The following is a 23302-nucleotide window of genomic DNA, read 5'->3' as shown; positions in this document are numbered from 1 at the left end:
AGTTTGCGCCAAATCAAAGTGAGGTGGAAAACTTGGTAGGTACGCTAGTTAAATACGGTAAGCACCGTACTCGTCGCAGTTATGCACGCATCAAGGAAGTCCTTGATCTGCCTAACTTGATTGAGATCCAAACGGACTCATACAACGGCTTTTTGGATGAAGGATTACGTGAGGTGTTCATGGACATCTTGCCAATCGAAGACTTCCAAGGAAAGTTATCATTAGAATTTGTTGATTACAAATTGCAAGAACCAAAATACAGTGTTGAAGAAGCGCGTAACCATGATGCTAACTATTCAGCACCATTACACGTTACTTTGCGTTTGACGAACCAAGAGACTGGTGAAATCAAGTCACAAGATGTATTCTTTGGGGATTTCCCTTTGATGACACCATCAGGTACATTTATCATCAACGGTGCGGAACGAGTAATTGTTTCACAACTTGTTCGTTCACCTGGGGTTTATTACAGCGAAGAATTAGATAAGAATGGTCGCCCTTCATATGGCACAACTTTCATTCCAAACCGGGGAGCTTGGTTGGAATTTGAAACAGATGCTAAGGGCTTGAGTTATGTGCGAATCGACCGGACTCGTAAGTTGCCAGCAACTGAACTTGTGCGTGCATTAGGTTATGAATCAGATTCTGAAGTCCTACAAATGTTGGGTGAGAACTATGACTCATTGAATCTTACAATGGAAAAAGATGTGCATAAGGATCCAACTGACTCACGTACAGAAGAAGCCTTGAAAGATATTTACGAGCGTCTACGACCTGGTGAACCTAAGACAGCTGATTCATCACGTGCCTTATTGACGGCCCGTTTCTTTGACCCAAAGCGTTATGATTTGGCTCCAGTTGGTCGCTACAAGCTCAACAAGAAGCTATCATTGAAGACTCGTTTGTTGGGTCAAACTTTGGGTGAGACTTTAGCTGATCCTGAGACTGGTGAAGTAATTGCTACCAAGGGTACACTAATTGATAAGAAGGTTATGGGTGATTTGGCACCTTATTTGGATCGTGAAGACTTTAAGACGGTCACTTATACGCCAAACGACCAAGCTGTCGTAACAGAACCAATGGTTTTGCAAACGATTTTGGTTGAAAGTCCAGAAGACCCAGAAAAGACTTTGCCTATCATTGGTAATGGTCACATTTCTGATAAGAACCGGACAATCCACCCTTCAGATATTATCGCTGGTCTGAATTATTTCTTGAACTTACAACTAGGAATTGGTTCAACTGATGATATTGATCACTTGGGTAATCGTCGAATTCGTCGTGTTGGTGAGCTTTTGCAAAACACTTTCCGTATTGGTTTGAGCCGTATGGAACGAGTTGTGCGTGAGCGGATGTCAATTCAAGATGCTGAGACAGTTACACCACAACAATTGATTAACATTCGACCAATTGTTGCTGCGGTTAAGGAATTCTTCGGTTCATCACAACTATCACAGTTCATGGATCAAACTAATCCTTTGGGTGAGTTGACTAATAAGCGTCGTCTATCAGCCCTTGGACCTGGTGGTTTGACTCGTGACCGTGCCGGATATGAAGTCCGAGACGTGCACTATACCCACTATGGTCGGATGGACCCAATTGAAACACCTGAAGGACCTAATATCGGTTTGATTAACTCATTGGCAACTTATGGTCGCGTCAACAAGTATGGTTTCATTGAGACACCATACCGTCGTGTTGACTGGGATACACATAAGGTTACTGGTAAGATTGATTACCTAACTGCTGATGAAGAAGATAATTACATCGTGGCTCAAGGAAACTCAGTTTTGAATGAAGATGGTTCATTCGCAACTGAAACGGTCTTGGCTCGACATGGTGATGACAACATCGAAGTTGCAATTGACCAAGTTGATTACATGGATGTTTCACCTAAGCAAATGGTTGCGGTTGCCACTGCAGCAATTCCTTTCTTGGAAAACGATGATTCTAATCGTGCCTTGATGGGAGCCAACATGCAACGTCAAGCGGTACCATTGATTGATCCACATGCACCATTGATTGGAACTGGAATTGAGTATAAGGCAGCCCACGATGCTGGTGTTGCAATTATTGCGCAATATCCTGGTACCGTTGAGTATGTTGACGGTCGTCAAATTCGCGTACGCCGTGAAGATGGTTCACTTGATAAGTACAACCTAATGAAGTTCCGTCGTTCAAATGCTGGAAAGAACTATAACCAACGTCCAATCGTCAAGGTTGGTGACCTAGTTGATGCTGATGAAGTATTGGCTGATGGACCATCAATGGAGCAAGGTGAGTTGGCCCTAGGGCAAAACCCATTGATTGCCTTCATGACTTGGCAAGGATATAACTTCGAAGATGCCATCATTATTAATGAGCGTTTGATTCGTGAAGATGTTTATACGTCAATTCATATTGAAGAGTATGAAACTGAGGCACGTGATACAAAGCTTGGCCCTGAAGAGTTTACCCGTGAGATTCCAAATACTGGTGAAGACCAATTGAAGAATCTTGATGAACGTGGTGTTATCCGGATTGGTGCCGAAGTTGAAGATGGCGATATTCTAGTTGGTAAGGTTACACCAAAGGGTGTGACAGAACTTTCTGCCGAAGAGCGTCTATTGCACGCAATCTTTGGTGAAAAGGCCCGCGAAGTTCGTGATACTTCACTCCGTGTTCCACACGGTGGTGGCGGTGTCGTTCAAGATGTTCGTATCTTTACACGTGAAAATGGGGATGAATTGTCACCAGGCGTTAACATGATGGTTCGGGTTTATATCGCACAACGTCGTAAGATTCAAGTTGGTGATAAGATGGCCGGACGTCATGGTAACAAGGGTACGGTATCAGTAATCGTGCCTTCTGAGGACATGCCATTCATGCCTGATGGAACCCCAATCGACATTATGTTGTCACCAATGGGTGTGCCTTCACGTATGAATATCGGACAAGTACTTGAATTACATTTGGGAATGGCTGCCCGTGAGCTTGGTATTCATATCGCATCACCAGTCTTTGATGGTGCGCGTGATACTGATATCTGGAATGCCATTAACGAAGCCGGTTTGCCAGCTGATGGTAAGTCTGTTTTGTACGATGGCCGGACTGGTGAAGCCTTCGATAAGCGTGTGGCAGTTGGAATCATGCACTACATGAAGCTAGCCCACATGGCCGAAGATAAGATTCACGCCCGTTCAATCGGACCTTACTCACTTGTTACGCAACAACCTTTGGGTGGTAAAGCGCAATTCGGTGGTCAGCGTTTCGGTGAAATGGAAGTTTGGGCCCTTGAAGCTTATGGTGCTGCACATACCTTGCAAGAAATCTTGACTTATAAGTCTGATGACGTTGTAGGACGTGTGAGAACTTATGAAGCAATTGTTAAGGGTGAACAAATTCCTAAGCCTGGTGTGCCAGAATCATTCCGTGTTTTGGTTAAGGAATTACAAGCCCTTGGTTTGGACATGAAGGTCTTGGACGTTGAAGAGCGTGAAATTGAACTACGTGATATGGATGACGACGATTCAGTTGATAATCCAGAAGTAGCAATTACTAAGGCTGAAGCTTTCAACAAGGATGAAGCAGAGAAGCCAGCTGCTGAGCCTGTAATTAAGCTAGAAGATTAAGATTAAAAATAAACAGTAAATACTACACTCGCCTAGGCGGGTGTTGATTGGTTAAGATTTTTATCATGACTAATCAACACTCGTTTAGGTTGATGTAGTCGAAGATAGAGGAAGCACGAAAGGGGTCAAGCCGTTGATTGATGTCAATAAGTTTGAAAGCATGCAAATCGGTCTAGCAAGTCCAGACAAGATTCGCTCTTGGTCTTATGGTGAAGTTAAAAAGCCTGAGACTATCAATTACCGTACCTTAAAGCCTGAAAAGGACGGATTGTTTGATGAACGAATCTTTGGTCCTACAAAGGACTACGAATGTGCTTGTGGAAAGTATAAGCGGATTCGGTATAAGGGTATTGTTTGTGATCGTTGTGGAGTTGAGGTAACTTCAGCTAAAGTACGACGTGAGCGCATGGGTCACATTGAATTGGCCGCACCAGTTTCACATATCTGGTATTTCAAGGGAATTCCATCACGGATGGGATTGGTTTTGGACATGTCACCACGTTCACTTGAAGAGATTATCTATTTTGCATCATACGTAGTAACTTATGTTGACCCAGAAGCAATGATGCCAGTCGTTGAGAAACAATTACTTTCAGAACGCGAATATCGTGAGTTGAAAGCTGAATATGGTTCAAAATTTGAAGCTGGTATGGGTGCCGAGGCTGTTAAGGCTTTGCTAGATAATGTTGACTTGGAGAGCCAAGTTGATGAACTAAAGGCTGAGTTGCGAGAAGCAACTGGTCAAAAGCGGGTACGCGCAATTCGCCGTTTGGATATTATTGAGGCTTTCGTTAAGTCTGGTAATAAGCCAGCTTGGATGGTCATGGATGTTATTCCGGTTATTCCACCAGATTTGCGACCAATGGTTCAATTGGAAGGTGGTCGTTTTGCTACCTCTGATTTGAATGATTTGTACCGTCGAGTAATTAACCGTAATAATCGTTTGAAGCGTTTGCTTGAGTTAAATGCCCCAGGTATTATCGTGCAAAACGAAAAGCGGATGCTGCAAGAAGCGGTTGATGCCTTAGTTGATAATGGCCGTCGTGGTCGTCCAGTTACTGGTCCTGGTAACCGTCCACTAAAGTCTTTGTCACACATGCTAAAGGGTAAGCAAGGACGTTTCCGTCAAAACTTGCTAGGAAAGCGTGTTGATTATTCTGGTCGTTCAGTTATTGATGTTGGTCCTTTCTTGAAGATGAACCAAATGGGCTTGCCACGTCAAATGGCGATGGAATTGTTCCGGCCATTCATCATGAAGGAGTTAGTTGCCCGTGATTTAGCTGGTAACATTCGAGCTGCTAAGCGTAAGATTGATCGCCGTGATGATGACGTAATGGATGTCTTGGAAGATGTTGTTAAGGAACACCCAGTTCTATTGAACCGTGCCCCTACGCTTCACCGTCTTGGTATTCAAGCCTTTGAGCCAGTTTTGGTTTCAGGTAAGGCCATGCGTCTACACCCATTGGTTACTGAAGCATATAATGCCGATTTCGATGGTGACCAAATGGCCATTCACTTGCCATTGTCTGATGAAGCCCAAGCAGAAGCACGTCTTTTGATGTTAGCTGCCGGTCACATCTTGGCACCTAAGGATGGAAAGCCAATTGTTGCGCCTTCACAAGACATGGTTATCGGTAATTACTACCTAACGACTGAAGAAGCTGGTCGTGAAGGTGAAGGAATGATCTTTAAGGACCTTAATGAGGTTCGGACGGCTTTCCAAAACAAGTATGTACATTTGCACACTCGTATTGGAATCCAAACTGCATCATTCCCAGCTGAGAAGCCTTTCACAGCTGAGCAACGTTCACGGATTATGACGACAACCGTTGGTAAGTTGATCTTTAATGATATTTTGCCAGCTGATTTCCCATATCTAAACGAGCCAACTGATGATAATTTGCGTCAAATTGATGACCGCTTCTTCTTGGAGCCTGGTACTGATATTAAGGAACACTTTGCTAATACACCAATCGTATTACCTTTCAAGAAGGGTTACTTGTCAGATATTATCGCTGCAGTTTATAAGATTTATAAGGTTACCGAGACTTCATTGTTGTTGGATCGGATGAAGGACCTTGGTTACGAAGAGTCAACTAAGTCTGGTTTGACAGTCGGAGTTGCCGATGTAACTGACCTTAAGGAAAAGCCTGAAATTGTTGAAGCTGCCCACAAGCAGGTTGCAACGATTACTAAGCAATTCCGTCGCGGTTTGATTACTGATGCTGAGCGTTATGAGCGTGTTATCGATATTTGGAACAAAGCCAAGGACGATATTACTGCACAACTAATCAGCCACTTTGAACCTGATAACAACATCTTTATGATGTCTGATTCAGGAGCTCGTGGAAATATTTCAAACTTTACGCAACTTGCTGGTATGCGTGGCTTGATGGCTGCGCCTAATGGTAAGATCATGGAATTGCCAATCATTGCCAACTTCCGTGAGGGTCTATCTGTGTTGGAGATGTTCTTCTCAACCCATGGAGCTCGTAAAGGAATGACTGATACGGCCTTGAAAACGGCCGATTCAGGTTACTTAACCCGTCGTTTGGTTGACGTTGCTCAAGACGTTATCATTCGTGAGATTGATTGTGGTACCGATCGTGGTTTGGACGTATCAGCAATTATGAACGGTAATGAAGTTGTCGAGAAGCTATATGATCGTATCCTTGGTCGTTATGCTCAAAAGGCTGTTATTAACCCAGCAAATGGTGAAGTAATTGTCGCTCACAACGAAATGATTGATGAAGACAAGGCTAAGGCAATCGTCGAGGCTGGTGTTGAAACAGTTAATATTCGTTCTGTCTTCACTTGTAATACTGAACACGGTGTCTGTGTTATGGACTACGGTCGTAACTTGGCTACTGGTGATGAGGTTGAAGTTGGTGAAGCTGTTGGTACAGTTGCTGCTCAATCAATCGGTGAGCCCGGAACTCAATTGACAATGCGTAACTTCCACACGGGTGGTGTTGCCGGTGGTAGCGATATCACAATGGGACTTCCTCGTGTGCAAGAAATTTTTGAAGCACGTAATCCTAAGGGACGTGCTGATATTACTGAGGTTACTGGTGAGATTACTTCAATCGAAGAAAATCCAGCTGAGCGGACCAAAGAAGTTACCATTCAAGGTGAGACTGATACACGGACATATACTTTGCCACTAACTGCTCGTATGACAGTTGGTGAAGGTGAGCGTATTCACCGTGGTGAAGCTTTGAACGATGGTTCAATCGATCCTAAGGAATTGATTCAAGTGCGTGATACTTTGGCAACTGAAAACTATATTGTGCGTTCAATCCAACAAGTTTATCGTTTGCAAGGTATCGAGATTTCAGATAAGCATATTGAGGTTATGGCCCGTCAAATGCTCCGTAAGGTTCGCGTAATGGATCCAGGTGAAACTGAATTGTTGCCTGGTGCCTTGATGGATATTGCAGAATTCCGTGATGCAAATGAGCAATCATTGCTAAATGGTAAGTTGCCAGCGACTGCCCGCCCAGTTTTGCTTGGAATTACGAAGGCTTCATTGGAGACTTCTTCATTCCTATCTGCCGCATCGTTCCAGGAGACAACACGTGTCTTGACCGATGCTGCCATTCGCGGAAAGCACGATCCATTGGTCGGACTTAAAGAGAATGTTATTATTGGTAAGTTGATTCCTGCCGGAACTGGTATGAAGGAATATCAACAAATCATGGATAAAGTTGTTGCGGATCCAGTTGTTACCTCATCTGATGAGGGCACAAAGATTCCATCAATTGCCGATATTGAAAGTTCAATGAATCTATAATATTGGTTTATTTAAAAGCCAGCTTGATTAAATTTTAATCAAGCTGGCTTTTTTTGAAATCTTAGCAGCTTTTTTACAATATGGACATACCTTAAACGAAGGAGTATTTTAGTATAAAAAAGAGATTGATAACATGGGGTCGCTGGAGGCATTGGGCATGGCAAAAAAAATACTATTAGGAGTCGCACTAATTGGGTCAACCAGTGTTGATTTGCAAATTGTTAATCGCAAAACTGGTAAAGTAATTGAAAAGGTCCATCGCTCACTGATTGCTGATAATGATTTATATACAGATGGTGTGGTTGATGATGAACAAATCAATCAGTTAATTGAAATGATTTTAAGATTTCAACAGTTATTAGCGGATTATGATGTCGAAACGTTCAAAGTTTGGGGTGCATACTCACTTGCTAGTGCTCAAAACGCAGTCTATATTTCAGCGCGCATTCAACATGCAACCGGGTTAGTTGTTAAGTGGTTAAGTGCAAGCCAAGAGGCTTATTATGGTCAAGTCGCAATGCGTTACGGTGATCAAAACTTTCCCAAAGAACAAGCCCGGGTCTGCTTGATGTCACTTAGTTCCGGTCGTTTGTCCTTAGGTTATTATGTTGATGGGCGCCTACAATTTACCCGCAATATTAACTTAGGACCGATTCGTTTGGCCAGCCAATTAGCAGATTTAGATGATGAAATTGTTGATTTGGAAGGGCTCGTGCGCGAGTTTGTTAATAGTAAGCTGGCGGATTATAACTATTTACTACCAAAAATTGAAGCGGCGGATCTGCTATTAGTAGCCGGCTCAACGGTTTTGGAGCATACCTTAGGTGCACCCCTAGTTAAAGCAGCGGACTTTTTGATGCACAATCAGGCGCTTTTGAATGACCCAACGCAAAAATGGTTAGATAAATATGGGTTTAATATAAATCAAACTGACATTATTATGCCAGAACTAATTTTGCTGGAAAACTTTATGCAAGTTACTGGGGCGGCGCAGATTGGGATTAGTAGACAACATATTTTGCCTGGAATTATCATGGAAGAAACTGAACAATTGTCTGGTGATGAGATTTTAGTGCACGCTTATGAATTGAGCCAACGTTTTCAAGTTGAACCAAAACATCAAGAAGCGGTTCTCCACTTTGCTGAACAACTCTTTGACCGAATGCGGACATTGCATGGCTTGAGTAAACGTAGTCGGCTCTTATTACAGGTGGCGGCTTTAGTTCACGACGTTGGTTCTTATTTAAATGCCTATCATCACTATGAAAATTCAGAAACGATTATCTTGGCAGATGAGATTGATGGCTTAACACCAACGGAAATTCAAATGGTTGCTCTGATTGCACATTATCATTCTTATGAATTACCCAAAGATGGCATTGATTTTGCAACTAATTTAAGTGCTGTCGAGCAAATTGAAGTGATAAAATTGGCTGCGCTATTACGCTTAGCTGATGCCCTAGATGATAGCCGGCTACAAAAAATCAGCAAAATTACCATTTCGATGAAAAAGCCAACCATTGAATTAGTTGGCTATAGTTCTGAAAAGTTGTATTTAGAGCAGTGGACTTTTGAAGAAAAGGCTAATCTTTTTGAGCAAATTTTTGGTCGACAAATTATACTAAAGCGGAAGGGACTTGAATAATGAGCGAAGTTGAGCAGAGTAATTATACGAATCGTGAGGTGAGTTGGTTAGCCTTTAACGATCGAGTCCTTGAAGAAGCGCGGGACGAGAATAATCCGTTATATGAACGTGCACGTTTTTTGGCAATCACCCAATCAAATTTGGATGAATGGTTTCAAGTGCGGGTGGCGTCACTTTATCAGTTGCGCCATGTTAAAGATAAGGTTGACGTAACAGGTCTGACGCCAGAAGAACAATTAAAAGTGATTTTGAGCTTGGCAGAAAAACAAATTGCCGCCCAGTACAAATTGCTTAAAAAGGCGATTTTACCAGCCTTGGCAGATGAGAAATTGACCCTGCTCACGGCTAATGAATTAAGTGAAGCGCAAAAGAGTGAGTTAGCGGCTTATTTCCATACCTCAGTCTTTCCAATTTTGACTCCAATGGCTGATGATCAAACTCGCCCCTTTCCTTTCTTAGCATCGGAAAGTATTAATTTGGCAGTGCGCTTAGAAAAGACTGGTCAAGGTCGTTTAGCGATTGTTCAGGTACCAGATATTTTACCGCGGGTAATCGCAATTCCAGAATCAAGTGGGCAGTATATTCTTTTAGAGGAGTTGATTAAGACCTTTATTGATGAACTCTTCTTGGGGCATACGGTGAAGGCTGTTTCGGCTTTCCATATTTTGCGGGATATGGAATTAGATGTGGCCGATGATGATGGCCCTAACATGTTGGCCGAGGTACAACAACGTTTGTTCGAACGTGAACGTGGGGTTGTAATTCGTTTGGTCCATGAAAAGGGCATGACGAAGAAAGTTGTTGAACGTTTAGCCGCTGCTTTAGGAATTTCACAGAATCGCTTGTATAGTGTTGATGGTCCAGTTGATTTGAGCTTTTTAGCTGATTTGGTTAAGTTTGGACAAAATCCAGCTGCTCGTTTTATCCCCTTTAAGGAATATATGGACGATCGCTTAAGTGTTCAAAATATTTTTGAAACGATTGCGGAAGATGATGTCTTATTACATCACCCCTATGATAGTTTTCAACCAGTGCTTAATTTAATTCAAGGAGCAGCAGCTGACGCAAATGTTTTGGCAATTAAGATGACCTTATACCGAGTTTCCGGTAATTCACCAATCATCAAAGCTTTAGGTGATGCCGCTCGCGCTGGTAAACAAGTGACTGCTTTAGTTGAAGTTAAAGCCCGTTTTGACGAAGAAAATAATGTACACTGGGCGCAGGAATTAGAAGAGCAAGGCGTTCATGTAATTTACGGCTTAAAGGGACTGAAAGTACACGCTAAAGCAACGTTAATCGTGCGTAATGAGGGCGATGATATTAAGCGTTATGTTCATCTGGGTACAGGAAATTATAATGATACTACCGCACATTTCTATACCGACTTAGGCCTATTGACCACTAATGCTGATATTGGACGAGATGTGGCCTCGGTATTTAACGTATTGACTGGCTATTCAGATCCAGATTATTTTAATGAACTCTATATGTCACCGGACGGAATTCGCGAGGCTTTGATTGAACGGTTAGAGCGCGCCCGTTTGGCGGCTAAGCGTGGTCAAAATGTAAAGGTCCGTTTTAAAGCAAATTCACTATCAGATAAGTTAATTATGGATGAGTTATTTAAAGCAAGTGCCGATGGGGTACCATTAGAGTTAATTATCCGTGGGATTACTATGCTAAAACCTGGCCTACCTAAAGTAAGTGAGTACATCGCTGTGCATTCAATTGTGGGGCGGTTCTTAGAGCATAGTCGAATCTATATCTTCGAAATTGATGGGCAACAGGAGGTCTTTTTGTCATCAGCTGATTTAATGTCACGTAACTTGTCACGTAGAATTGAGTTGATGTTCCCAATTTTAGATAACGATTTAGCTAAAAGGGTAGTGACAATCTTCGATCAATTGTGGGAAGATAACATTAAGACTCGCGTGTTGCAAAGCGATGATACTTGGGTTAAACAGAACCGGCGCAATACGGAGGCGTTAAATGCCCAAGCGGAATTTATCGAACAAAGTCTAGCTAAATCAGCATTGCAAAGTGAGCAGCAAAAACTATCATCAGTGCGCAATGCTTTTGAACCAATGAATCGACCACTCTAAGGGGGGATTATTGATGACAGTTATTGCAATTATGGATTTGGGTTCTAACTCAACTCGCATGACAATTAGTGAAATTAAAGAAGACGCTTCCTATCAAGTCTTACGACGAGAGCAATCAATGGTACGTCTATCAGAGGGCATGGGGGCTGATAAAATTTTACAGCCCGATGCAATTGACCGTACTTTAAAGGTTATGAATGAATTTAAGGCGACCGCTAAAGAATTTAACGTTGATGAAATTATCGCCACTGCTACTGCCGCTGTACGGCAGGCAAATAACCAAGCGGCTTTTATTGATAAGATGGCTAAGGTAACCGGATTAAAGTTGCGGGTATTGGCTGGAATTGAAGAAGCACACTATGATTATTTGGCAATTATCAATACACTACCAGTGCAAGATACGGTGATTATTGATACGGGTGGTGGCTCAGTTGAACTAGTTTGGGTCAAGGATCGAGTTATGCAACAAGCGGTTTCAATCCCAATAGGGGCTGTTAATCTGACAGAAGCTTATCTCGAAAAGGATGTGGTCACGGCGGCCAGCTTGTTTAAAGCAATGTTGGCAGTTGAAACGCAACTTAACAATATTCCTTGGTTACAATTTACGCGGGACTTGCCAATTGTTGCCCTAGGTGGCTCGAACCGAACCTTTGCTAAAATCTCACGGCGGGAACGTCAAATGATGGATTTGCCAATTCATGGTTATATTCTAACCAGTGCAGATCTAAATGATATTTTTTACCGAATTTTAGGTAAGAATTTAAATGAGCGTCGTAAGGTACCGGGACTTGGTAAGGAGCGGGCTGATATTATTGTGGGTGGCATGTTGCCATTGCTAATGATTCTACGATATATTGCTAGTGGTCAAGTTACCTTCTCACAAGCTGGTTTACGTGAGGGCTTGGTCTTTGAATTTATCGCAGAGCACACAAAGCATACTTTGGTACCACCGACACCTGAAAACATGACGATTGATGATGATCGGCATTAGGAGACATACTCATTAGCGTGTTATGATAAGAGTACTTTACCCGGTGTTAGCTTTGGGGCTAGCACCGGGTTTTAAAATTTAGATGAAAATGAGTTAAAGATGAAAAAAATTGAAAAAGGGCTGGCTTTTGTTAAGCAAGAGTTGGCGATGTTTCGTTGTACCGTATGTATGGAGCCCTATGTGGCAGTTGAAGGCACTAGCTTAGTTTGTGCCAATCATCATCAAATTGATATGAATAAAAAAGGGACTTTAACCTTTTTGAATCATAGCGTAAATACTGAATATGATGATGCGATGTTAGCCGCCCGCCGCCGAGTTTTAACGGCTGGCCTTTTTGATGGTATTATTGCCGGGGTGGCTGCAAATCTACCACAGGCAGCGCAAAGTATCTTAGATGTGGGTACTGGTGAGGGAACGCCTTTTAGTCGGCTCTTAGCAAAGCGCCAGTTAGCTGATGTTGGGATAGGCTTTGATATTTCTAAGGCTGGTATTAATTTGGCAAGCCAACTTGATACAAATGCTTTCTTTGCGGTTGCTGATTTAGCTAAATTACCTTTTAATGATCAAACTTTTGATGCGGTAATCGAGTTCTTTTCACCTAGTGCCTATGATGAATTTAAACGAGTCCTCAAGCCAACTGGACGCTTAATTAAGGTGGTGCCAGCGGCTGGTTATTTGCGAGAATTAAGAGAGAAACTGTATCCGGTCGGGCATCCTAATCATACATATAGCAATGCCAAGGTTGTTGAGCGCTTTATGGCGCAATATCCAGCTGCAAAGCGACAGAGTGTTCAATATGTTTGGGATATTCCAAGTGAACGTTATCAGGATTTACTCGAGATGACACCACTACACTGGGGGGCACGACCTGAAGCGCAGGAAGCTGCTAAAGCCCAACCACTAGCACAAATTACCGTTGATGTAGAATTATTGGTTGTTCCTTAGGTTATCCTGCACTTTAATCAGCATTTAGTATGGAAAAGCGCTGGGATTTCCGTTAAAATGACTTATAGGTGACTTGGTATGAAAAGTTGCAATTAAGACTGAAATGGAGTGAGTCCAATGTTCCCAGATCGCTTGCGTGAATTAAGGAAGGGTCGCAATATTACCCTAGAGACTTTGGCGATTGCGTTGAATAAGAAACGTGAACCCGGTCAAAAACCAAATACAGCTGCGCAGATCGGAAATTGGGAGCGTGGTGACCGTTCACCGTCATATATTGAGGTACGTAAATTAGCCGATTATTTTGATGTGTCATTGGATTTTTTGGTTGGTCGCGCAAATACTGAAAAAACAGACCTTTCCTTGCTCTTCTTATCCCGTAAAGAAATTGACTTTAACGGAGTTCCTTTGAGTGATCAAGAACGGTTTGATATTTTCCAATACATCAATGCTTACTTTAACGAAAAAAATATGGCAACCATGATGTCAAAAGAAGACATTAAGATTGACCATCAGGAAGAACTATTCTAATATGAAAAACCAGTTGATTAAAATTACTGGTAAGTCAATTGAGCTCAGCCAAAATGAATATTTTGCTGAGCTCTTAGCTTATCAAGCCCAATTTACCCCAATTAAGGCAGTAGCCAATTTGTTAGAACAGGTGCTTACTGCCATGCAAGCATTAGCAGCTGGCTATTTACCGGCACAATTACCTGAATTAATGCTGACAGATGATATGATTGCCGCCAGTCAAGCTTATGTCTTACAACGCTATCCACATCAACCAGCAAAAGGTAATGAACTATGGGCGCAGCTGGCTGAAGGACTGGAACAGATTGATTTCTTGTTACGGCATTTTCGTGATGCCTTGATTGAAAGTTTTTCAATGTATAGTTATGTTTCAAGCCCCTTCATTAATGCCCTGAGTGAATATACAGCTGGTGCAGCAGTCTTAGAGGTTATGGCGGGTCATGGCTATCTTACTGCGGGCTTACAGGCAGTAAATCCAGCGCAAGTAGTGATTGCAACGGATAATGAAGATTGGCGCTTACAACCAGACCCAACTAAGGCGGAGCCGGTCACAGCAGTTCAAAATATAGATGCCTTGGCAGCATTAGCAAAGTATTTGCCACAGGTTGATTATCTGATTATCTCTTGGGCGCCAGATACAAATACCCTTGATTTAGAAGTTATAAAGCAAGCTTTGCAACTTAAACCAGCGATTAAAATTATTATTATTGGCGAAAAAGATGGGGCGACTAATTCGGCTGCTTTTTGGCAGAAAAGCCAATTAGAACCGATTACACAAGTTAATCGCTACCTTAAGAGCTTTGATTTAATTGATGAACAAGCCTACCTTTTAACCGGGCTAAACTAAAAAATGGAGCTAGTAGCAATTGCTACTAGCTCCATTTTTATTTTGGTGTAGTTAGATGAATTCAGTCGAGAGGGCAAGGAATTCATCAATATCAGTTTTAACTAGGTCCGCAGCACTCTGCCAGAAGTCAGGTTGGGTTAGATCAACGCCAAGGTGTTTTTGAGCAAGGGCTTCACTGGTCATATTAGCACTATCACGTAATAAGGCGATATAAGCTGTTTCAAAGTCCGGCTGGGTTTGCGCCCAAGCGTAAATACCAGTTGAGAAGAGGTAGCCAAAAGTATAAGGGAAGTTATAGAAAGGTACATCATCAATGTAGAAGTGGAGTTTTGATGTCCAGAAATGGGGATGCCATTCGTCTAACTGTTGATTAAAGGCTGTTTGTTCAGCGGCAACCATTAACTCATTTAGCCGTTCGGCTGGTACAAAACCATTTTTACGTTCTCGATAGAAGGCATCTTCAAAGAGGAAGCGGGCACGAATGTTTAAAAACATTGCGACCGGGTTAGTCAGCTTAGCATCTAGTAAGACAACTTTTTCAGCATTTGATTTAGCCGCTTGAACGTTGGCATCAGCAATTAGCATCTCAGCAAAAGTAGAGGCGGTTTCAGCCACATTCATGGCGTATTGGTCGCGCCAGAGAGGTAAATCGGTCAGAACACTTGAGTGGAAGGCGTGCCCTAACTCGTGAGCAATGGTTGCCGTATCGTTAACCGAACCAGTAAAAGTAGTAATAATTCTTGATTCATGAATATCAGGAACACTTTCCATCCAAGCACCAGGTGTCTTGCCGGGCCGGTTTTCCGCTTCAATCCAGCCATTTTCAAAAGCCTGCTTGGCAAAGGTAGCCATCTTAGGTGAATATTTGCCAAAGTTACTAATGATAAAGTTAGCTGCTGTGGTGTAACTGATTGTTTGTGGTTGATAATCACCCAACTGGGTAATTGGCGCATTTTGATCCTGCCAGCCTAGTTTAGTTAAGCCTAAGAGAGCCTTTTTACGATCAAAGTAAGCGTCAAACATCCCCTTGTTAGCATCAACAACTTGCCACATGGTAGTTAAAGTTTGTCGACTCATCCGGTTTAGTTCCAAGGGTTCAGCCAGGTGGTCTTGATAGCCGTGTGCTGCTTGTTCTGTTAAACGCGCACCGGCCAAATGATTAATTGTATCAGCCGAAAGCTTCTCAGCATCGCCCCACATTGTTTCAAAGGCTTGCATAATTCGTTGCCGGACTATGTGGTCGGGATAATCTTCAATCTGATTTAGGGCCTGCCCGGCTGATAAGGTAACGTCCTGACCATGTTCATCAACAAAGGTGAGTTTCAGCCCGCCGGCAATTGTATCATAGTGTTTTGACCATGCTTTAAGGCCATCAAGTTGATATTGATTCAAAAGGTCTTCCGTCGTAGGGTCAAGCAAGCGCTTAGCACCTTGACGTAATTCGTTAAGATGAAAAGCAACGGGTTGAACAGCGGGAAGGGCTTGGAAAGTTGCAAAATCGCTAGCACTTAGTTGGGCTAACAATTTTGCAAAATTATTCAAAGGAGTTTGATAGTCAGCGGATAATTTTGCAATTTGGTTTTGATAAGGTTGATAACGATCATTACCATAATCAGCTGCCGCTAAAGCATTAACAAATAAACCCGCGGTGCTTAATCCGCTTTGAATGATTTGAGCATCTTTGGTTAGAGTAACTAAATCATCAAAATTCAGTTCATCCGAGCTTGTAGCCTGTTGATTAAAAGCAGTAATTTGCTTGGTTAGGGTCGTTAATTTTTCGGCGAGTGCAGGTGAGTCAATACCACCAGGATAGATCCGGTCTAAGTTCCAATTTTGTGAATAGGTCATTTTTTTACCTCCAGAGGACGTTTTTAATAGTATAGCATTTTGCTTTATCTAATATTTTTTGAACAAATCATGCAAATGTGTAAAAATAGGTTATAATAATTACTTTGAAGCTAAAGAATGAGGAGCCAAGTGTGGTGAAAGAAAAGCAAAGGTGGACGAAGAAAAAGCGTATCTGGATGGTTATTGGTTCAGTAGTGACCTTGGTAGTTGTGGTAACGATTGCGGCTGGGGGTTATTTCTTTAAAGTTGCCGAAGTTCGTGAAAATAAAAGTTTTATCAAAGGAACTGAATTAAGTAAGGATGCAGTTCTATATCAAGAACAAGAGGCTTTCTTACAACAGCCTAAATTAACTGAGTGGCAAATGAAGGCAAAAGATGGAACAAAATTAGTTGGTTATTATTTACCAGCGCAAACGGTAACAAATAAAACTGTGGTAGTGATTCACGGTTTTGGAGTTGACCACCGGGCCATGGCGCCTTATGGTACACTTTTCCATAAACTTGGGTACAATGTGCTAATGCCTGATGATCGAGCTGCTGGTAAATCAGGTGGTAAGTACATCGGCTATGGTTATTTAGATGCTAAGGATTATCTGGGTTGGATTAACCAAGTAATTCAGCGTAATGGTCAAAATAGTCAGATTGCTGTGATGGGTGCTTCAATGGGTGGTGCCACAACTATGATGCTGTCGGGGATGAATCCACCAAAGCAAGTTAAGACTTTTATTGAGGATGCAGGTTATAGTTCAGTTGATGCCGAACTAAAGTATCAAGCTGGTTCAATGTATGGGATGCCGAAATGGTTGAGCAATGTGCTAATTCCGGTTGTATCAGCTTATTCAAAGGTCTTTGCTGGTTATTCTTATGGTCAAGCTGATGCAGTTAAGCTTTTGCATAATAACAAGCGACCAATGCTGTTTATTCATGGTGGTGCAGATGACTTTGTACCAACACGTTTTATAAATCAAGTGTATGCGGCTAGTCGTGGTCCTAAGGAAAAATGGATTGTGCCAGGAGCCAAGCACGTCCAATCTTATGCGACCGACCCAGTTGGTTATGAACATAAGATCGAAGCCTTTATGGATAAATATTTTAAATAAAAAATAAGCGCTAAGTTAAGCAAACTTAGCGCTTTTTAGTGGTTATTAAGAAGTGGATACCCAACTTTATTGCAGGACAAACTGATTTTTAAAGTGTATACTTATGTATATACAAACGAAGGAGGTAGTTATTATGGTAGTTAAAAGTCGAAAGGTTGCAAATGCCATTGTTGTGACCATCCCAAGTTCACTTAACGTTCCAGAAAATGTTGAATTTGAGCCGTACTTAGACGCACAAGGAAACATTGTTTTAAAACGAGTTGATAACCTAGAACATGCTGAAATTGACGATATTCACGCATTTATGGACCAATTTACGCCCCTAATGAAAAAATTGAAGGATAAGTGATAAACAGTGATTAGGTATTTATCGAGGCCAGAGATATTAGAAATTAATCGCTATGTTGTAACTATGGTAGCTGGTGTAAATTATGGTGTTCAATCCGAATCAGCACTAGAAGTTGTTTTGAATCAACCACAGCAAGTTGTCTTTGGACATGAATTATATGAAACAATTTGGTTGAAAGCGGCCTTTATTTTACAAAAAATTACTAAGAAACACGTTTTTGTCGATGGAAATAAACGAACTGCAATTCAAGCGGCATTATATTTCTTGAGACTAAATGGTTATCTAGTCGAGGATGTTAATTTTATAAATAATGCTGACGAATTTGTTTTAGCAATTACAAATTCACCGGATAATGAAGACACAATGCTGGAGATTGCTAAGTGGCTTGAAGCGGTGCATAAATAAGTAGATTAAAGCCAATTTAATGTTAATTTTAAATAAAAAATAAGCGCTAAGTTGAGCCGACTTAGCGCTTTTTAATTTAGGCATGTTTAGTTTTAGCTAGTTCTTTTGTTAAGTGGGCAAAAGCAGTTTCCGGGTCGGAAATTAAAGCATACTGGTTAATATCAATAAAATCTTCGAAGCCTTCAATGGCCGAATGTTCTAGCCATTGTGCAAGACTGTCGTAAAAATGGTCAGTATTTAGTAGGACGATCGGTTTGTCATACATACCAAGCTTGGTCCAAGAAAGGACTTGGCCAAGCTCTTCTAAAGTACCGAGTCCACCAGCCAAAAATAAGAAGGCATCAGCACGGTCAAACATTAAACGCTTGCGCGTATCCATATCAGGTACGGGAATATATTCGTCAGCCAAATCAGGACCGGCTTGTTCAGGGATTAAATTATCTGGGTGAATCCCAATTACGTAAGCACCATGTTCTTTGGCGGTTTTAGCAACTGTACCCATTAAACCAGTGGCTGATCCGCCATAGACTAGATTATAACCATTAGTAGCAATTAGCCGGCCAACCGCTTGGGCGGCAACTTTAAAATCAGGGTTTGCACCATCATGGGCACCCATGAATACACCAATTGTTTGTTCTTTCATCTTTCTCTTCCTAACTTTTCTTTCTTACTTGCCTAGTTTACAATAAATAAAGATAAATAACTTAGGTTTAAAGAAGATAATTAAGAATGAGGTGAATGATGGCCGAACACTACTATACTAGCGCGCCAACTACCGCGCATGATGAACATACTTGGGATTTTCCTTTGTTTGATAATAACTTGAAATTTACGACCGATGCGGGGGTTTTTTCCAAAACGACCGTTGATTACGGTACGCGGGTGATGCTAACGGCCTTTGATTATAAAAAGGTCCCAGCTGGTGAGATTTTAGATCTTGGTGCTGGTTATGGACCAGTGGCCATTTCTTTGGCAAAGCTATTGCCGGACCGGCATTTTGTTGCTGCAGAGATTAACCAACGGGCAGCCGAATTGAGTGAGCGGAATGCATTACAAAATGGGGTTGCTGACCAGATTAAGGTAATTCAGTCAGATCGGTATCAGGCGTTGGGGAATGCTAAGTATGCTGCTATTTTAACTAACCCACCAGTCAGAGCAGGTAAACAGATTGTATCTGATATGCTCGCACAAGCGGCTGACCACTTAGTGCCAAATGGGACGTTGACAGTTGTTTTGCAAAAAAAGCAGGGGGCACCATCGGCCAAAGTGTTAATGGCAGATACCTTTGGCAATGTTGAAGTGATTGCTAAAGATAAAGGCTACTATATCTTGGAGAGTACCTATCTTGGGCAATGAACTAACAGCAGAGCAAATTGATTATTTCATGAGCGAAGCCATGCTTGAAGCGCGTAAGGCCGGTGCTTTGGGGGAGGTACCCATTGGTGCGGTGGTAGTTTATGAAGGTGAAATTGTTGGCCGAGGCTTTAACATGCGTGAGCGCTTGGAAGATGCCTCGCAACATGCGGAATTTATTGCAATTACTGAAGCTAATCGCCAACTAGGTTCTTGGCGACTACCGGGGGCACAGTTATTTGTAACCTTAGAACCTTGCATTATGTGTGCTGGTATAATTCAACAGACGCGGATTGCAGATGTATACTATGGAGCCGCTGACCCCAAGGCGGGAGCGGTGCGTTCTTTGTATACATTATTGGAGGATGAAAGATTAAACCACCAAGTACATGTACATCCGGGTGTGCAAGCAGAAGCTGCCCAGACATTGCTAAAAGACTTTTTCCGAGCTGTACGGCAAGCTAAGAAAGCTGCCAAAGCAGCGCAAAATAAAGCTGAGTAGGTCTATTTTGGAAATGCTTGGCAGTTAGTAAAGATTTCTGGTATACTATTCATCGAGGCAAGTATGCACCCCGAACCGTGTCAGGGTCGGAAGGCAGCAGCACTAAGGAGACCGTATATTGTGCCTCACCTTTATGTAGATAAATACCGTTGACTAGTGCAGACTGGTTGGCGGTTTTTTATTGTAAAAAAAGTAATTAAATCTGTTAAAATTGAAAGTAAACAATTTTTAATTAAGATAATGAAAAAACGAGGAGGTGGAAATAGATGGCATATCAAGCGTTATATCGGACTTGGCGACCACAGAAGTTCAGCGATATGATTGGCCAAGAGGTAATCACAAAAACCTTGAAAAATGCAATTATGACAGGACAAACCTCTCATGCTTATCTATTTAATGGCCCTCGTGGAACTGGTAAGACCTCAGCAGCAAAAATTTTTGCTAAGGCAGTCAACTGTCTAAACCCAATTGACGGTGAACCTGATAATACATGTGAAATTTGTCAAGCGATTGATAATGGCACGATTGGCGATGTGATGGAGTTAGATGCAGCATCAAATAATAGTGTCGAGCAAATCCGTGATATTCGTGAAGATGTCAATTACGCGCCAACGATGGCAAAGTATAAAGTCTATATCATTGATGAGGTTCATATGCTGTCGACTGGTGCCTTTAACGCTTTGCTAAAGACGTTGGAAGAGCCACCAGCAAATGTTATTTTCATTTTGGCAACAACTGAACCACAAAAAATCCCAGCGACGATAATTTCACGAACGCAACGCTTTGACTTCAAAAGGATTAGTGCCGAAGATGCTTATGCTCGCATGAGCTATATTTTGACGCAACGTGGCGACACCTTTGATGAAGCAGCGTTACGTGTAATTGCCAATGCCGCTGATGGTGGAATGCGGGATGCTTTGAGTATTCTTGATCAGACACTTTCCTTTGGTGATGGGCATGTAACCCTAGAAAATGCACTTTTGGTTACCGGTTCAGTCACACAGACGTTGTTGGGACAGTATATATCGGCGACTGTTAAACAAGATGTACCACAGGCATTAGCGAAGCTGGCTGAGGTCCTTCGCGCTGGTAAAGATGCAAATCGGTTTGTTGAAGACTTGATTTCTTACGCTCGTGATTTGTTGTTATACACTGAGGCGCCCGAGCTTGTATCCTTAGTTCCGGATGAAGAGTTCAAAGTTCTGGCGCAGGGGAATGAGCCAACCACTTGGTATCGCATGATTGATACTTTAAATGAAACGCAACAGCAATTACGCTATACGAATCGGCCAAGTATCTATTTAGAAGTGCTGACTGTAAAGCTTAGTCAGCCAAGCCAATTAACGCAGGTCAGCCAAGTAGTTAGTCAACATGCGGTGCAAGTAGCTAAACGCTCAGTGAGTGAGCCAACAGCACCAGTAAAGTTAAATAGCAGTAATACAGCTAATGTACAAGGTCAGCCAGCTGAGAGTGAATCGGCCAAGCCAGTTAGCCAGCCGAGCCTAGTACAGACTGAAACTGTACCAGCTTCAACGGCACCACAAGCAAGCCCAGTACGACAGACGGTCCCAAAGGCTAGTGCGGATCAAGTTGCAGTATTTAATCTTTTAGCTCAGGCAACCAAGGGCGACTTACAGCGTGTCCGAGCAGTTTGGTCAGATTTATTGGCTAGTTTGGATGTACCACAACAAGCGATGTTAAATGTCGCGCAGCCATTAGCCGCTAGTCCTGACGGCGTCTTATTGGCCTTTGATTATGATGTCATTCGGGCGAATGCTTTAAAAAACATTGAGATGCAAAACATTCTAGTTACGAAGTTACAGACGATGACGCAGTCAAAGGCTGAACGACAATTAGTAATGATTAATCAAGAAGATTGGCCACAATTACGTGCAAAATTTGTGGCGGAGCGCAAGAAAAATTCAGTTGAACCAGCAGCCAATCAGGCTGTTGAACACGATTTTGCCACGGTTACTGATGAAAAAGACGAGGCTAAACCAGCACCGCCAATCGTTACTAAGGCGCTGGATATTTTTGGTAGTGATTTAGTTGAAATAACAGAGGAATAAGGGAGTAATAAAATGTTTGGTAATCAAAATATGCAACAAATGATGAAGCAAGTTAAGAAGATGCAGGAAAATGTTGAAACAGAGCAAGCACAAATCGCCCAGAGTGAATACGTAGGCCATGCACCTGAAGATACAGTGATTGCAACCTTCACTGGTGATCGTGTTTTGAAGGATTTGCGGTTTGCAGCTGGAGTTGTTGATGCTGATGATCCTGATACTTTAGCCGACATGACAATTGCCGCAGTGAATGATGCCTTGCAAAAAATTGATGCTGATTCATCAAAGCGGCTAGGTCAATATATGCCTAACATGCCATTTTAAAAGAGAAAAGAGGTAGCTATGCAGTATCCGGAACCTATTGCCCGTTTGATTGATAGCTATACAAAGTTACCAGGAATTGGGATTAAATCAGCAACACGCTTAGCCATTCACACGATGGAGATGGCCGAGCAAGACGTAACTGGTTTTGCGCAAGCACTAATCTCAGTAAAACGTGATTTACATTTTTGCTCAATTTGTGGCAATTTTACGGAAACTGACCCCTGTGCAATCTGTGCTGACCCCGATCGAGATCAGTCGACGATTATTGTTGTGGAAGAAGTAAAGGATTTAATGGCAATTGAGAACGCTGGTGAATACCGTGGCTTATACCATGTTTTACACGGCGTTTTATCACCATTAAATGGTAAAGGGCCTGATGATATAAACATTGATACCCTGGTGAAACGTCTACAAAGTCATGACGAAATTGAAGAAATTATTGTTGCGACTAATGCAAATGCTGAAGGTGAAGCAACTGCGATGTACTTATCACGTTTGTTAAAGCCAGCTGGTATCAGAGTATCTCGATTAGCAACCGGGTTATCTGTTGGATCAGATATTGACTATGCAGACCAGATTACCTTGATTAAGGCTGTCGAGGGAAGGACGTTATTATAATGGGATTATTTTCACTCAATAAACCTAAGGGACATAGCGAATTAAAGACGATTCCTGATGACTTAGTAAATTTGATTGAGTTAAAAAAAGAAGATTTGGCTAAAGCTCGCATTTCAGAAAAAGCGATGCTAGAAGGCGATGTAGATCCAAGAATGATTAAGGCACAGACCAATATCATTAAACAAAAGTATTTCTTTTTACTAAGAGCGGCGCGTGAGCAGGGCGTATCAGGTAACTTGCAACGTGCTTTTGAGAGTAGTAATCGGTATTAACAG

At 42.1% G+C, this 23302-nt stretch carries 19 protein-coding genes and 1 other RNA gene; 18 read left to right on the top strand and 2 right to left on the bottom strand.

Features of this window, described 5'->3' with window-relative positions; genetic code table 11:
- Positions 1 to 32 precede the first annotated feature (32 nt).
- The 8 genes from rpoB (at position 33) to TT13_RS00475 (ending at position 14462) form a co-directional block, all read left to right on the top strand.
- Positions 33 to 3611, top strand: coding sequence for a DNA-directed RNA polymerase subunit beta (rpoB, locus tag TT13_RS00510; protein ID WP_027698160.1), 3579 nt, complete (start codon positions 33 to 35; stop codon positions 3609 to 3611).
- Positions 3612 to 3771: 160 nt separating this feature from the next.
- Positions 3772 to 7404 (top strand): DNA-directed RNA polymerase subunit beta', encoded by a 3633-nt coding sequence (gene rpoC / locus TT13_RS00505; protein ID WP_045476354.1) that lies wholly within the window; start codon positions 3772 to 3774, stop codon positions 7402 to 7404.
- Between the two features lie 157 nt (positions 7405 to 7561).
- Positions 7562 to 9049 (top strand): HD domain-containing protein, encoded by a 1488-nt coding sequence (locus TT13_RS00500; protein ID WP_027698158.1) that lies wholly within the window; start codon positions 7562 to 7564, stop codon positions 9047 to 9049.
- The gene (locus tag TT13_RS00495; protein WP_027698157.1) at positions 9049 to 11151 is read left to right on the top strand and encodes an RNA degradosome polyphosphate kinase; all 2103 of its coding nucleotides are present in this window, start codon (positions 9049 to 9051) and stop codon (positions 11149 to 11151) included. Before TT13_RS00500 ends, TT13_RS00495 begins: the two co-directional genes overlap by 1 nt.
- 13 nt (positions 11152 to 11164) lie before the next feature.
- Positions 11165 to 12142 carry a Ppx/GppA family phosphatase gene (locus TT13_RS00490; RefSeq protein WP_027698156.1) on the top strand — a complete coding sequence of 326 codons (978 nt, stop codon included), beginning with the start codon at positions 11165 to 11167 and terminating at the stop codon, positions 12140 to 12142.
- Positions 12143 to 12241: 99 nt separating this feature from the next.
- The gene (locus tag TT13_RS00485; RefSeq protein ID WP_027698155.1) at positions 12242 to 13087 is read left to right on the top strand and encodes a methyltransferase domain-containing protein; all 846 of its coding nucleotides are present in this window, start codon (positions 12242 to 12244) and stop codon (positions 13085 to 13087) included.
- A gap of 117 nt (positions 13088 to 13204) precedes the next feature.
- Complete coding sequence (locus TT13_RS00480; protein ID WP_027698154.1) at positions 13205 to 13615, top strand: helix-turn-helix domain-containing protein; 411 nt, start codon at positions 13205 to 13207, stop codon at positions 13613 to 13615.
- A gap of 1 nt (position 13616) precedes the next feature.
- Positions 13617 to 14462, top strand: coding sequence for a hypothetical protein (locus tag TT13_RS00475; protein WP_027698153.1), 846 nt, complete (start codon positions 13617 to 13619; stop codon positions 14460 to 14462).
- Between the two features lie 51 nt (positions 14463 to 14513).
- Here the strand turns inward: TT13_RS00475 and TT13_RS00470 are convergent, their stop codons facing one another.
- The gene (locus TT13_RS00470) at positions 14514 to 16310 is read right to left on the bottom strand and encodes a M3 family oligoendopeptidase (protein ID WP_027698152.1); all 1797 of its coding nucleotides are present in this window, start codon (positions 16308 to 16310) and stop codon (positions 14514 to 14516) included.
- A 134-nt stretch (positions 16311 to 16444) separates the two neighbouring features.
- Here TT13_RS00470 and TT13_RS00465 point away from each other — a divergent pair, with 134 nt between their 5' ends.
- From TT13_RS00465 to TT13_RS00455, 3 genes are all read left to right on the top strand, one after another.
- On the top strand, positions 16445 to 17410 hold the full coding sequence (locus TT13_RS00465) for an alpha/beta hydrolase (RefSeq protein ID WP_340147916.1): 966 nt from the start codon (positions 16445 to 16447) through the stop codon (positions 17408 to 17410).
- 133 nt (positions 17411 to 17543) lie between these two features.
- The gene (locus tag TT13_RS00460; protein ID WP_027698150.1) at positions 17544 to 17759 is read left to right on the top strand and encodes a hypothetical protein; all 216 of its coding nucleotides are present in this window, start codon (positions 17544 to 17546) and stop codon (positions 17757 to 17759) included.
- 6 nt (positions 17760 to 17765) lie between these two features.
- On the top strand, positions 17766 to 18164 hold the full coding sequence (locus tag TT13_RS00455; RefSeq protein ID WP_278279330.1) for a type II toxin-antitoxin system death-on-curing family toxin: 399 nt from the start codon (positions 17766 to 17768) through the stop codon (positions 18162 to 18164).
- Positions 18165 to 18240: 76 nt separating this feature from the next.
- Here TT13_RS00455 and TT13_RS00450 read toward each other — a convergent pair whose 3' ends face one another.
- A complete protein-coding gene (locus tag TT13_RS00450; RefSeq protein WP_027698148.1) occupies positions 18241 to 18807 on the bottom strand; it encodes an LOG family protein in 567 nt (188 codons plus the stop codon).
- A gap of 98 nt (positions 18808 to 18905) precedes the next feature.
- Here TT13_RS00450 and TT13_RS00445 point away from each other — a divergent pair, with 98 nt between their 5' ends.
- From TT13_RS00445 to TT13_RS00415, 7 genes are all read left to right on the top strand, one after another.
- On the top strand, positions 18906 to 19520 hold the full coding sequence (locus tag TT13_RS00445) for a class I SAM-dependent methyltransferase (RefSeq protein ID WP_027698147.1): 615 nt from the start codon (positions 18906 to 18908) through the stop codon (positions 19518 to 19520).
- Positions 19510 to 20019, top strand: coding sequence for a nucleoside deaminase (locus TT13_RS00440; protein WP_278279329.1), 510 nt, complete (start codon positions 19510 to 19512; stop codon positions 20017 to 20019). Before TT13_RS00445 ends, TT13_RS00440 begins: the two co-directional genes overlap by 11 nt.
- A 51-nt stretch (positions 20020 to 20070) precedes the next feature.
- Positions 20071 to 20152: signal recognition particle sRNA small type (gene ffs / locus TT13_RS00435), an RNA gene on the top strand.
- A 133-nt stretch (positions 20153 to 20285) separates the two neighbouring features.
- On the top strand, positions 20286 to 22088 hold the full coding sequence (dnaX, locus tag TT13_RS00430; RefSeq protein WP_027698145.1) for a DNA polymerase III subunit gamma/tau: 1803 nt from the start codon (positions 20286 to 20288) through the stop codon (positions 22086 to 22088).
- A 12-nt stretch (positions 22089 to 22100) separates the two neighbouring features.
- Positions 22101 to 22409: a YbaB/EbfC family nucleoid-associated protein gene (locus TT13_RS00425; RefSeq protein ID WP_027698144.1), complete on the top strand. Its 309-nt coding sequence runs from the start codon at positions 22101 to 22103 to the stop codon at positions 22407 to 22409.
- Positions 22410 to 22427: 18 nt separating this feature from the next.
- Positions 22428 to 23027 (top strand): recombination mediator RecR, encoded by a 600-nt coding sequence (gene recR / locus TT13_RS00420; RefSeq protein WP_027698143.1) that lies wholly within the window; start codon positions 22428 to 22430, stop codon positions 23025 to 23027.
- Positions 23027 to 23299 (top strand): DUF2508 family protein, encoded by a 273-nt coding sequence (locus TT13_RS00415; protein ID WP_027698142.1) that lies wholly within the window; start codon positions 23027 to 23029, stop codon positions 23297 to 23299. Before recR ends, TT13_RS00415 begins: the two co-directional genes overlap by 1 nt.
- The last annotated feature ends 3 nt before the right edge of the window (positions 23300 to 23302 follow it).

The organism is Weissella oryzae SG25, assembly GCF_000691805.2.
Lineage (GTDB): Bacteria > Bacillota > Bacilli > Lactobacillales > Lactobacillaceae > Weissella > Weissella oryzae.
Note: the sequence above shows the minus strand (reverse complement) of the source record. Positions and strands in the feature narration are given on the sequence as shown.

Excerpts from the sequence above, each read along its gene's own strand:
- rpoC (WP_045476354.1), top strand. The coding sequence starts at position 3,772 with ATGCAAATCGGTCTAGCAAGTCCAGACAAGATTCGCTCTTGGTCTTAT.
- TT13_RS00500 (WP_027698158.1), top strand. The coding sequence starts at position 7,562 with ATGGCAAAAAAAATACTATTAGGAGTCGCACTAATTGGGTCAACCAGT.
- TT13_RS00495 (WP_027698157.1), top strand. The coding sequence starts at position 9,049 with ATGAGCGAAGTTGAGCAGAGTAATTATACGAATCGTGAGGTGAGTTGG.
- TT13_RS00490 (WP_027698156.1), top strand. The coding sequence starts at position 11,165 with ATGACAGTTATTGCAATTATGGATTTGGGTTCTAACTCAACTCGCATG.
- TT13_RS00485 (WP_027698155.1), top strand. The coding sequence starts at position 12,242 with ATGAAAAAAATTGAAAAAGGGCTGGCTTTTGTTAAGCAAGAGTTGGCG.
- TT13_RS00480 (WP_027698154.1), top strand. The coding sequence starts at position 13,205 with ATGTTCCCAGATCGCTTGCGTGAATTAAGGAAGGGTCGCAATATTACC.
- TT13_RS00475 (WP_027698153.1), top strand. The coding sequence starts at position 13,617 with ATGAAAAACCAGTTGATTAAAATTACTGGTAAGTCAATTGAGCTCAGC.
- TT13_RS00470 (WP_027698152.1), bottom strand. The coding sequence starts at position 16,310 with ATGACCTATTCACAAAATTGGAACTTAGACCGGATCTATCCTGGTGGT.
- TT13_RS00460 (WP_027698150.1), top strand. The coding sequence starts at position 17,544 with ATGGTAGTTAAAAGTCGAAAGGTTGCAAATGCCATTGTTGTGACCATC.
- TT13_RS00450 (WP_027698148.1), bottom strand. The coding sequence starts at position 18,807 with ATGAAAGAACAAACAATTGGTGTATTCATGGGTGCCCATGATGGTGCA.
- TT13_RS00445 (WP_027698147.1), top strand. The coding sequence starts at position 18,906 with ATGGCCGAACACTACTATACTAGCGCGCCAACTACCGCGCATGATGAA.
- dnaX (WP_027698145.1), top strand. The coding sequence starts at position 20,286 with ATGGCATATCAAGCGTTATATCGGACTTGGCGACCACAGAAGTTCAGC.
- TT13_RS00425 (WP_027698144.1), top strand. The coding sequence starts at position 22,101 with ATGTTTGGTAATCAAAATATGCAACAAATGATGAAGCAAGTTAAGAAG.
- recR (WP_027698143.1), top strand. The coding sequence starts at position 22,428 with ATGCAGTATCCGGAACCTATTGCCCGTTTGATTGATAGCTATACAAAG.
- TT13_RS00415 (WP_027698142.1), top strand. The coding sequence starts at position 23,027 with ATGGGATTATTTTCACTCAATAAACCTAAGGGACATAGCGAATTAAAG.